We start from the raw sequence: 13,147 nt of genomic DNA, 5'->3' as shown, positions 1-13,147 counted from the left end.
AATTCATCTCCATTCATGCATAATTTCCACATCAGGTCTGACTAATATTTTAATAAAATATTTTGACAGACTACCCTTTTGAATTCCTCTCGCGGTTCAATTATTAACTAACCAAATAATCTTAAAAAATGAAAAGAAAACTACTAGCCACATCTAAGTGTGCGGTAATGTTTTTGTTTGCTTTAATCCTATCCTTAGGTAAATCAAACGATTCAATTGCACAAACTGCTCAAATCTCAATTTCTGGAAAAATAAAAGATAATCAAGGTAACCCCATTCCAGGTGCCTCCATTAGTGTTAAGGGAACTACTCAGGTGGTGGCCAGCGATGCCAATGGAAATTTCAAAATATCAGCCCAAAAAGGAGAAAGTTTAGTGATTACTTTTGTAGGTTATGTAACCAATACCATATTGGTAGCTAATGACACGCAATTGAGCATCATCCTTGCAGAGGATAAGGATAAAAACTTACAAGATGTAGTTGTAATAGGTTATGGTACGCAAAAACGTTCTGATGTTACTGGTTCGATTGTTTCTGTACCTAAAGCAAGGTTGTCGCAACTACCTGTAACGAATGTCCTTCAATCAATCGAAGGCGCAGTAGCAGGGGTAAATGTTACCACTACATCATCTGTTCCTGGAAGTCAGCCTAGTGCCTTAATCCGCGGACAAAACTCTATAACAGCCAATGCAGGTCCTTATGTAGTGGTAGATGGTGTTCCGTTAACTAAAACAGGTGGCTCGTTAAATGATATTAACCCCAATGATATTGCATCGGTAGAGATTTTGAAAGATGCGAGCGCCACAGCTATTTATGGTACAAATGGTTCAAATGGCGTAATCTTAGTTACCACGAAAAGGGGAACAACTGGTAAACCCGTAATTCGTTATAACGGTTATGTGGGGATTGATAATATGGCCCATATTTTAGAACCCCGGAGCGGAGCAGAATACCTGCAGAAATATGCTGATTTTCTTAAACAAACCAATCAAACACAAACCAGACCGGTTCCAAATATCGGAGAACTTCCTGCTTACAATGCAGGTACTACTATCGATTGGGTAGACGAGGCTACACAGCAAGGTAAAATTCAGGATCATAACGTAAGTATCTCTGGCGGATCCCCTGACGTAAAATATTTTATTTCTGGAGATTATTTAGATCAAAAAGGAGTGGTAAAAGGATACCAGTTCAATCGTGTCAGCTTAAGATCAAACTTAGATGTAAACGTTACCAGTTTTTTAACTGTAGGTACATCACTATTTTTAACCAGTAATAATTTCGATGGTGGAAGGGCAAATTTGTTGTTCGCTACTGCAATGAGTCCTTATGGTCAGGAGTATAATGCAAATGGATCATACACAATCTTCCCAATGAGTCCTGAGTTGCTTTACACCAATCCATTATTAGGCTTAAAAACAACACAGATTGGTAGAACAACCAATATTAATGGAAACGGTTATGCCGAGGTAAAATTTCCAGGTGCATTAACAGGTCTTAAATTTAGATTAAACGCCGGTTATACTTATTTTCCTGAAAGATCAGGTAGTTACATAGGGCGCTTAGCAAATGATAATAATGGAACTGCAAGAAGTGTTAATGCATCTACCAATAGTTATACTATAGAAAATATCTTAACGTATTCTAAGGATATTAAAAAGCATCATTTCGATTTTACTGCCTTATATAGTGCACAAGAACGTAAATACAATTCAACCACGGCAGGCGCTACCGGCTTTATTAATGATGAATTAGGTTTGGATAACCTAGGGGCAGGTGCTACACAAACAAGTGGTTCTTATCGCGATAGATATGGCCTGAACTCACAGATGGGCCGTTTATTTTACTCCTATGATAGCCGCTATTTATTTACTTTAACGGCACGTAGAGATGGTTCATCCGTATTTGGTGCAAATACAACCAAGTATGGTGTTTTCCCATCGGCAGCAATTGGCTGGAATGTTATCAACGAAAATTTCATGAAAAATGTTAAACTTATCAGCAATTTGAAATTGAGGTTATCGTATGGCAAAACTGGTAATGAAGCTGTTGGTGTTTATAATACCATCACCACTGAAGGTTCATCCCGTTCTCCTTTTAACGGAATAAGTACAATTGGCGTTATCCCAAATAATTTGGGTAATATCATGTTACAATGGGAAACCACCAAAACGGCAAACATTGGTTTAGATTTTGGAATCCTTAATAACCGGGTTACCGGTAGTGTAGAAGCCTACCAGAATAAAACAAGTGGTTTGTTACTGAATAGAAGTTTGCCAATTATTACAGGTTACTCAAGAGTTTTAGAAAACATTGGTAAAACGACCAATAATGGTTTAGAGCTAACTTTGAATACTCAAAACATTGCAGGAAAAAACTTCCGTTGGGAAACAATGGTTGTTTTTGCGACCAATAAAAATAAGATCGACGATTTGTATGGCGATGGTAAAGACGACTTGGGAAACAGGTGGTTTATAGGACAGCCCATCAATGTCGTATATGATTACAAAATGACTGGTGTTTGGCAAACGGGCGAAGATGTTTCTAAGCAGGATCCAACAGCAAAACCAGGTAGCTTAAAGTTTGCTGATTTAAATGGTGACGGAAAAATTACTGGTGATGACAGAACCATTCTTGGGCAAACCGCCCCGAAATGGACCGGTGGTATAACCAACACTCTTCATTATAAAAATATTAACTTAAGCGTATTTATTCAAACTGCACAAGGTATAACGAGAAACAATCCTGATTTAACCTATGGAGATGAAACAGGTAGAAGAAATACGCCAGCAGAGATCGGTTACTGGACTCCAGAAAACCAAAGCCAAACCCGCCCGGCTTTGTCTTACAATAATACTTTAGGATACGGTTATGCATCTGATGCGAGTTACACCAGAATCAAGGATGTAACATTAAGCTATGTATTTTCACAACACATTTTAGATAAACTTCACCTGGGTAGTTTAACCGTTTATGCAAGTGGCCGTAACCTGCACACTTTCACCAATTGGGTAGGCTGGGATCCTGAGCAAACTACTTATGGTAGAGGATCAGGGAATTCTGGAGCTAATCAGCAGGCATTCGCGGCAGATTGGACAAATAATTATCCAATAACAAGAACTTTTGTTCTGGGTTTAAATGTTTCATTACGTTAATTATCATCATCATGAAAAAATATATAACCATATTCGCATCTCTATCCGTATTATTTATTGCATTTTCATCTTGCAAAAAATCTTACTTAGATGAGAAACCATTTTCTTCATATACACCATTAACACTTACCGATTCACTTGGGTTTGAAGCCTCACTAATTGGTTTATATAATCATACCAGTACTATATTCTCCTGGGCCGATCAACAAGGCTGGCCAAGTGTTTGGCAGGTAGGAACCGATGTTGCAAATGCAACAAATAACCAGCAAGGTGTAGAAATACCTTACTATAACTACGCTTTATTAACATCTTTAGATGTTGGTGCTGGCCGCACCTGGAATAGAAACTACATCATGGTTAACTTAACGAATATTATTTTAGATGGCATAGAAAATCCAAGCGTTACCACTTTAAGTGCAGCAGGCAAAAATTCAGTAAGTGCCGAAGCTAAGTTTTTCAGGGCTTATGCTTATAATAATTTAGCTACTTTGTTTGGTGGTGTACCGCTGGTTACGCAAGCATTGACAGGGCCTAAAATAGATTTTGTAAGGGCACCAATAGCCGATGTAAACAACCTCATCGTAGCAGATTTGCTTTTTGCTGCAGCAAATCTTCCTGATATTGAAGCGGTAAAAACCAATACCAAAGGAAAAATGTACGGCAGGGCAAATAAATTTATGGCCATGCAACTTCTGGCTGAAGTTTATCTCCGGATCGGGAAACCTGATTTAGCTGAACAACAGGCACAGGCCATTATCAGTAGTGGAAAATTTAGTCTGATCAGAAACCGTTATGGTGTTAAAACTGGCCAGCCAGGAGATTATTATTCAGACATGTTCCAATATGGAAATGAAAGAAGAGTTCAGGGCAATACAGAGGCTATTTGGGTGTTAGAGCAGGAAAACCCAACTGCGGTAGTTGGCGGTATTACCGATAATCCACAGCAAAGAAGGGTATGGGGCGCTGCTTATTACAACATTGCAGGAATGGCTTTGGCCGATTCGTTAGGCGGGCGTTCGATTGGCAGGTTGCGCCTAAGTAACTGGGTGCTTTACGGATTGTATAAAGGTAACGATATCCGTAACTCTCAATACAACATCCGCAGAAGATATTATTACAATGACCCGAATCCTATATATGCTGCAAGATATGGCAAACAGGTTCCTTTTACCGGTCCTGATACGTTAGTCAATATTTGCCCAAGTACAACCAAATGGGGCGCTTTTGATCCTAATGATACTTTTGGTTATGCGATGATCAAAGATTTTATTTTGATGCGTTTGGGCGAAACTTACCTTCTGTTAGCTGAAGCTCAGGTTGCTCAAGGTAAAACAGCTGAAGCTGCCACAACAATAAATGTACTTAGAACAAGGGCAAATGCAGCTCAGGTTAGTGCAGCTGAAATGACTAAAGATTTTATTCTTGATGAAAGAGCCCGAGAGTTGATCGGCGAGGAAAATAGGAGAATGACGCTGATGAGGACCGGAACTTTAGTAGAACGTACACTTCGTTTAAACGCGAACGATGCATCAAAACCTATTACAGGTTTAACGACAAAAAATTTGTTATTGCCAATTCCTTTAAGCGAAATACAATTAAATAAAGATGCGGTGTTGACTCAAAACCCGGGCTATTAAAACATCCGGGTTACCTAAATAATTCACTCTCCGGATCTTGCTGTAAAGAAAGGTTCGGAGATTTTTTGCTTCCATCCGGTTTTAAAGCAAGGTAACTGGTTAATCTGTTAAATCAATATCACTTTAAGAAGATGGATTATCGAATCTTTCTTTTCTAAAATTAAACGTTTATTTAACGTTTAATTTCTAGCCAAAAAGCAAAAAAACAGCATAAAAGGCCTAAAAATAACAATTTAACCCCTATTTATTACCGTATTACCCCTCAGTTGAGGGGTAATTTAATGGTTACTTTGTTAGACCAAGTAACAAACAAATAAGATATGAGCAAAAAACGACATTTTATTTAACATCTTTCCCTACAAATTGAAAAGCATTTAACTAATACTTTTTTAAAATAACCAATTAAACAAACCCGCTCACCTGAGCAGAATTTTTTAAACCAACCATCCCTTAGTATGCAAAAAAAATTACTACTGAAATTTTCGGTTGTGTTTTTATTGCTGTTTAAAATCATCCCGGTGCACGCTTCTAACGAGGCTAAATCTGCCCTGAATTTTAAGCAGAATATTGATACACTGCAAAAGGCTCCATCCCTCTACCTAGTTGATGAAAATCAGCTCCCCCTTGTAGGCGCTAAGCTTGTTAACACGAAAAATAAAACCAGTGCCATTACCGATGTCAACGGTATTGCTGAGTTAAGCTATGGCACTGGCGATCTGATTGAAGTTTATGCTTCAAACGCATTGGTGCTAAAACTTGAGATCAGGAAAGACCAGAATGTGATTATGGTGAGCAGCAAAAATCCAGGCGTTGCAGCATTAAAACCAGTTAGAATACTCTATGATCAAACGGTTAAACAATCGTTATCCACCATGGCAACTGATGCTGTTTATACGACAGATTTAACCAAAACTGCTGTAACTTCTATAAAATCGGCCATTACCGGACGTTTAGCAGGTTTATATACCAATCAAAATTCGGGCAGATTAGGCTCCGAAGGCCGGACTGATGGAACCGCTTCATTACTTTCACTTGGATCATTAGGTTCTGATGCAGTCACGATGTCGCTGAGAGGACAAAACCCGGTAATTATTGTCGACGGTATACCAAGGCCACTCACCATTTTTAATATGGAAGAGATCGAGTCGATTACGGTTTTAAAAGATGCTGTTTCAACAGCAATGTTAGGTGTAAAAGGAGCAAGTGGTGCAATTTTAATTACGACCAGAAGGGGATCTAAGGCAAAGCAAACGATTTCATTTACTGCGCAAACTGCATTTCAAAAATCACTTAAACTCCCACAGGGCTTAAATTCATTTCAATATGCCAGTTTATACAACGAGGCTAGGGTGAATGATGGCCTAACACCAATTTATACAGCAGCAGACCTACAGGCTTACCAAACCGGAAGCGACTCACAAGGCCACCCCGATGTAAACTGGAAAGATTTGGTAACTAAGCCCACTTCGCGTTTCAATCATTATACCTTAAATGTATCGGGAGGTAATGATTTTGGAAAATACTTTGTCGCTGTTGAGCATGTAGATCAAAATGGACTTTTCAGGACTTCAGATCTTAATACTTACAATACCGACAACGATTACAAAAGTTATGTCATCCGTTCCAATGTAGATCTGCAGATCAGTAAGAAACTATCAGCAGGAATTAATCTGATGGGGCGTTTAATCAATGGAAACGAACCCGGTTATGGTTCGCAATCAATATTGGGTTCCATTTATAGTACACCGAACAATGCCTATCCAATTTATAATCCAAATGGAAGTTTTGCTACCACTTCATCTTATCAGAACAACGTTTATGCCCAAGCTATTTCATCAGGTTATATTGGAACATATAAGAGAGATGTATCTGCCGATTTATTCTTGAAAAGAACATTTGATGAAATTACAAAAGGACTTTGGCTAAAAGCTAAGGCCTCAATTTATGCAACATTGTCTGAGAATACCTATAGAAATAAGTCGTTCGCCAGTTTTTTCTATAATCCAACAACCAAAGTCTATACGCAATATGGTAGCATTGGTACACAAAACAATTATACAGGCATTAATTACCAGGGGCACTCAGATTATGAGGAGCTAACACTTGGTTACGACCGCAATTTTAACAAACATGGCGTAAGTGCAGTTTTACTCGCCAACCACGATAATTCATTTACAGGTTCAGATCTTCCTTATACTGTACAAGGAATTTCGGGAAAGGCATCGTATAATTTCGATGAGAAATATGTTGCCGATGTGGCTTTTGGATATAATGGATCAAATTATTATCCGCCATCAGGCGATTATAAGTATGGATTTTTTCCTGCCATGGCTTTAGCCTGGAACATCAATAAAGAAAATTTTTTAAAAGATACTAAATGGTTAAGCAGCTTAAAACTGTATGGTTCTTATGGTAAAACCGGAAACGATAATCCTGGCTACTTTGTTTACATTCAAAGGTATTTTGATGGAACAGCTACTTATTTTGGTTCTACTCCAGGTTCCAATACCAGTATTTATGAACAGCCTTTAGCCAATCCGAATATTACATGGGAAAAAGCAAATAAGTTTAATATAGGCTTACAGGGTGCGATTTTAGATAACAAGTTGAGTTTTACTGTCGAATATTACCGTAATAAATATTATGATCTGTTGATGCAACGAGGTAAAAACTCTGCGCTTATCGGACAGAACTATCCATTAGAAAACATTGGCCAGAGCAGATATACCGGTTGGGATTTCAAACTGAATTTCCAGCAAACGGTGAATGATTTTAGCTATTATGTTGCCGCTACAGGTGGATTGCAACAATCGAAAGTGCTCTATCAAAATGAGGTAAACCAACCTTTTTCTTGGATGGCCAGAACAGGGCAGGCCGTTGGCCAGCGCTTTGGATACATTGCTGATGGCTTATTTCAAAATAACGCTGAAGTAAATAGCAGCGCCAAATTGGAAGGGTACACCGCACAGCCTGGTGATATTAAATACCGCGACCTGAATGGGGATGGAATCATCAATCAGCTGGATCAAACAGCAATCGGTAATGCAAAACCATTGTTTTACTATGGCTTAAATTTAGGCTTTCAATTTAAAGGATTCGATTTTAGTGCGTTGATACAAGGGGCAATGAACCGCACCATTTACCTGAGCGGAAATACGGAGTGGGCCTTTCAAAACAATGGTTTTGGACAGGCTTGGGAACAAAATCTCGACCGTTGGACTCCTCAAACAGCAGCTACCGCTGCTATGCCCAGATTATCGATTGGTACAAACATCAATAACGAAGCTACCTCTACTTTCTGGCAGCACTCGGGCAATTACGCACGCTTAAAAAATGTTGAGGTAGGTTACACGATACCGGACTATTGGGCTAAGAAAATTGGTTTACAGAGCATCAGGGTATTTGGCAATGCTACTAATTTGCTAACACTAGCCGCTTGCGATCGCGTAGATCCGGAGGTGTACAATGGAAATTATCCGATCCAGCGATCGATCAATATGGGTATCAACATTAAACTTTAATCACATGAAAAATTTTAAACAATATATCATACTTGCGCTATTTGGTTTTCAGGTGGCTATGGCCATTACTTCATGTAAAAAGGTAGAAACCGAACCTCGCGATTGGATTCAGGCAGATTTAGTTTGGGATGATCAGGATAAAAACGGAACTGTGGCAGGTTTCTTTTTAAACAGTGTATACAACTATATGCCAAGTGGTTTTAACCGGATAGACGGCGATTTTTTAGATGCAGCTTCAGGAGATGCGATTCCATCAAGAAACAACACCCAGGTAGAATATTTTACAAATGGCAGGATAAGTACGCTAAACAATCCCGATCCTTATTGGGGTAACAGTTACTACGGCATTAGAGCGGCCAATATTTTTCTGGCCAATATTAATGTGGTGCCGATTGCTGCGCTTACCAAACAATATTGGAGAGCAGAGGCCAGGTACATTAGGGCATTGTTATATTTCGAATTATTAAAAAGATATGGCGGTGTTCCATTAATCGGCAATAAGGTTTTTACCCTCGAAGATAACCTCGAATTGCCAAGAAATAGTTTTGCTGATTGCATAAATTATATCATTAGTGAATGTGATGCAGTTAAAGATAGCTTAAGATTAGAAACAGGCGCAAATTATACCACTTCGGATTGGGGCAGAATTCCTAAAGGAGCAGCAATCGCGTTAAAATGCAGGGCTTATTTATATGCGGCAAGTCCTTTATATAATGGTGGCGGTGTAGAATCAAATGGAACATTAAAAGTCTTAACAGGTTATCCAACAGCCGATGCTACCCGTTGGCAAAAAGTAATTGATGCCGCGGTAGAACTTAATGCTTTAAATTATTATCAACTCCAGCCTGTATTTAACAATGTGTTTTTAACCAATAAAAATACTGAAGTTATACTGAGCAAACAGGCTGCGGTAAATACGGGTATAGAAACCACCAATGCACCATCCGGTTATGGAGCACCTGCATTGAGTAATGGTAGAACAAGTCCGACGGCCGATTTGGTGAATGCATTTACCATGCGGAGCGGATTGCCGATTAGCGATGCAGCATCGGGCTACAATCCGGCGGCGCCTTATACCAACAGAGACCTTCGGTTAGATTATACCATTTTTTATAACGGCGTAAACTGGTTAAACAGAGGGGTGCAAACCTACGAGGGTGGTTTGGATAAACCAGGAGGAACAACGGTGCAAACCCGTACAGGTTACTACATGCGCAAGTTTATGGGAAATTTTGCTACCAATAGTACTTACACCAACCAATCGCATAATTTTATCATTTTCAGATATGCCGAAATTATACTCAATTATGCAGAGGCATTAAACGAGGTAGGCAGAACAGAAGATGCCGTTAAGCAGATTATCCTTTTACGTACCAGAGCAGGAATAACAGCAGGCACAAACACCCGTTATGGCATTCCTGTAGGGATCTCTCAGGAGAGTATGAGAACACTGATTATGAATGAAAGAAGGGTAGAACTTGCTTTTGAAGAACACCGTTTCTGGGATATCAGGAGGTGGAAAATTGCACCGACCGTACTGAGTGGAGCATTGAATGGTACTAAGATTACCAAAAATGCCAACAACACTTTCACGTACGAAAATATTCCGGTAGTGACTTCAGTTTTTACCAATAAACTTTACCACATGCCGGTACCTTACGCAGAAACAACCAAAAACAGTTTATTACTTCAAAACGAAGGTTGGTAAATCAGTACAAATCCAATATAAGATCATAACATGAAACATATATATCAATATTTACTGGTGTTGCTTGTGCTTTTAACCTCCAATTTGGTTATGGCACAAAACCAGGTCGTATCGGGAACTGTTAGCGATGCTACAGGACCTATAGTAGGCGCTTCTGTGAAAGAGAAAGGCTTAGCAACCAATGGGGTAGTTACCGATGGAAAAGGAAATTATACCCTCCGGTTAAAGGGAACAAGCGGTACCATAGTGGTTTCATTTGTTGGCTCAACTCCGAAAGAAGTTGTGGTTGGCAACAGAAAAACCGTTAACGTACAGTTAGAAGATGATGTACAGGGCTTAGAACAGGTTGTGGTTATCGGCTACGGTAAACAGAAAAAAATAACCTTAACAGGGTCCATGAGTACCATAACCGGAGCTGATATCCGTCAAAATCCGTCTGCCAGTTTACAAAATACCTTGGTTGGCAGGTTACCTGGTTTCTTTTCTCAACAACGTTCTGGTGCACCAGGATCAGATGGTGCAACATTTTTTATCAGGGGTATCAGTTCGTACAATGGCGGTTCTACCACACCTTTAATCATTGTAGACGACATTGAATACAGTCCGGAGCAGTTTGCAGCCATTGATGCTAACGAGGTAGAAAACATCAGTATCCTTAAAGATGCTGCAACCACAGCGATTTATGGTATCAAAGGAGCAAACGGGGTGGTGGTTGTTACTACGCGTAGAGGTAAACTGGGTACACCACAGATTACCTTTAGAAGTGAATACAGTGTAATGCAGCCTACGGTTATGCCAAAGTTTTTAGATGCTTATGAATCGGCAAAGTTATATAATCAGGCCAGGGCAAATGATGGTTTGACACCAAGATTTACCGAAACTGATTTACAGAAATATCAGGATGGTTCTGATCCATACGGACATCCTAACAACGACTGGAAAAAGATTTTGTTCAAAGATTTCAGTAGCCAGGTAAAAGGTAATTTTGATATCTCGGGCGGTACAGAAAAAGTAAAGTATTTTGTTTCAGCGGGTTTCCTATATCAGGATGGTATGTTGCGGAATTACGGCGAAGAGCAGGGTGTAAACTCCAATTTCTACTATAACCGGTACAATTACCGTTCAAATCTGGATATTAAGGCCACCAATACAATGGATATCAGAATCGATTTGTATGGTAATTTGGGCGTAACCAATACCAATAACATCGGTAGTGCTTTTGGTTATAACGATATCTTTTACGATTATGTAAGTTTCGCTTCGCTAGCTCCATTTAATTATCCGGTTTACAATCCCGATGGAAGTTTTGGCTATAGCAAGTGGCAAAGAGACGAGAACCCGAACTACAATCAAAATAATATTGTAGGAAGGATTACGCATTATGGTTATAACCGTAAATACGGTAATAACATGAATTTAGTGGCCAATGTAAACCAGAAATTAGATTTTATTACCAAAGGATTATCGATAAAAGGGGTGCTTTCTTATGCAAGTACCTACGATTATACCAGAAGTATGACGAGAGATCAGTTTCCATCTTTTATCTACAATTCAGATAACAATACCTACGAACCCAGAGATCCGAATATTTATCGTGTAAGAAGATATTTTATCGGCTATGGGGCGGGCAGTACAATCAGGAATTTAACTACTCAGGCCATATTAAATTACGATAGAAGTTTTAACAGCCACCACGTTTATGGAACAGCATTAACCAATATCAATACGGTAATCAAATACAATGATAATGCGGTTTATAATTTTGTGCCAAACAACTTTAAAGGTTATACCGGTCGTGTAGGTTATGATTATGATGATAAATATTTATTTCAGTTTAATGCGGCTTACAATGGTTCAGATCGTTTCGTGAGCAAGAAAAAGTATGGTTTTTTTCCGGCGGCATCTGCCGGATGGGTGGTATCGAACGAGAAATTCTGGAAGGATAACGTAAAGTTCATCGATTTTTTAAAGTTTAGAGGCTCCTACGGTATTGTAGGTAACGACCGCATCGGCGATGGTTTTAACTATTACTACCAGCAAAATTACAGCAATGGAGGTAATGCATCTTTTGGTTATTCAGACAATACACAAACCGGAATTTCAGAAGGTACATTGGGTAATGATGATGTAACCTGGGAAAAGGAAAAGAAAACAGACGTAGCGATGGAATTTGGTCTCTTCGGAAGCAAGATCACAGGTTCAATCGATTTGTTCCACAATGTAAGAAGCGATATTTTAACTTCAAGAGGTACAGTTTCATCAATTTTTGGTGTGGGCCTGCCACCGGTAAATTTGGGTAAAGTACAAAACCAGGGTGGTGAGATCGAAATCAGCTATAGAGATAAGATTGGCAATGTTGATTTCTCTGTGAGGGCAAATTACTCACTGGCCAAAAACAAGATTCTTTACCGCGACGAACCTACTCCTGCTTATCCTTATCAGGCATTTACAGGTAACAGTATCGGCCAGATGTTAACCTATCAGTGGATTGGTTTTTATACTTCGGCAGCTGAAATTGCTTCAAGTCCGGTTCCTCAAACCGCACCAAGAATTGGCGATTTAAAATATGCCGATTTAAATGGTGATGGTAAAATTGATGGTTATGATATGTCTATAAATGGAGATCCGAACTTACCAAACACAAACTACGGTTTGGAACTTCGAACCAATTATAAAAACTTCGGTTTAAGTTTATTGTTTCAGGCCGCAACCAACTTTAATGTTCGTGGGGTGGCAGAAGCCATTCAGGCATTTTCCTCTAATTTAACTTCGATCCACCAAAACTCGTGGACACCAGCACTGGGAGATGCAGCACAATATCCATTGCTTTCTTTAAGTCCTGGTTTAAGCAGTCCTTCTGCTTATCCATCTACATTTTGGTTGGTATCAGGGAATTATCTCCGCTTAAAAAATGCAGAGTTCAGTTATAATTTTCCTCAAAAGCTGACCGAAAGATTAAAAGTGCAGAACATCCGTACCTACCTCAATGGGTATAACCTCCTCACCTGGTCGAGCTTGGATAAACGTTATCAGTTCGATCCAGAATCGAATACAGGGCAGGACAGGATTAAATATCCACCGCAAAAAATGATCAATTTAGGTTTAAGTGTTACGTTTTGATAATTG

Annotated in this window: 5 protein-coding genes; all 5 read left to right on the top strand. The window is 39.2% G+C overall.

Features of this window, described 5'->3' with window-relative positions; translation table 11 throughout:
• The first annotated feature begins 128 nt into the window (after positions 1 to 128).
• Positions 129 to 3,155 (top strand): SusC/RagA family TonB-linked outer membrane protein, encoded by a 3,027-nt coding sequence (locus tag J7E57_RS11320; RefSeq protein ID WP_251029881.1) that lies wholly within the window; start codon positions 129 to 131, stop codon positions 3,153 to 3,155.
• Between the two features lie 11 nt (positions 3,156 to 3,166).
• On the top strand, positions 3,167 to 4,792 hold the full coding sequence (locus tag J7E57_RS11315; protein ID WP_215128058.1) for a RagB/SusD family nutrient uptake outer membrane protein: 1,626 nt from the start codon (positions 3,167 to 3,169) through the stop codon (positions 4,790 to 4,792).
• 455 nt (positions 4,793 to 5,247) lie between these two features.
• Positions 5,248 to 8,313 carry a SusC/RagA family TonB-linked outer membrane protein gene (locus J7E57_RS11310; RefSeq protein ID WP_215128056.1) on the top strand — a complete coding sequence of 1,022 codons (3,066 nt, stop codon included), beginning with the start codon at positions 5,248 to 5,250 and terminating at the stop codon, positions 8,311 to 8,313.
• A 4-nt stretch (positions 8,314 to 8,317) separates the two neighbouring features.
• Positions 8,318 to 10,021, top strand: a complete 1,704-nt coding sequence (locus J7E57_RS11305; RefSeq protein WP_215128054.1) for a RagB/SusD family nutrient uptake outer membrane protein — start codon at positions 8,318 to 8,320, stop codon at positions 10,019 to 10,021.
• A 30-nt stretch (positions 10,022 to 10,051) separates the two neighbouring features.
• The gene (locus tag J7E57_RS11300; protein ID WP_215128052.1) at positions 10,052 to 13,141 is read left to right on the top strand and encodes a SusC/RagA family TonB-linked outer membrane protein; all 3,090 of its coding nucleotides are present in this window, start codon (positions 10,052 to 10,054) and stop codon (positions 13,139 to 13,141) included.
• Positions 13,142 to 13,147 lie beyond the last annotated feature (6 nt).

The organism is Pedobacter sp. ISL-64 (assembly GCF_018613605.1).
Classification (GTDB): domain Bacteria; phylum Bacteroidota; class Bacteroidia; order Sphingobacteriales; family Sphingobacteriaceae; genus Pedobacter.
The sequence above is the reverse complement of the archived record's forward strand: the minus strand, read 5'-3'. Positions and strand labels throughout refer to the sequence as shown.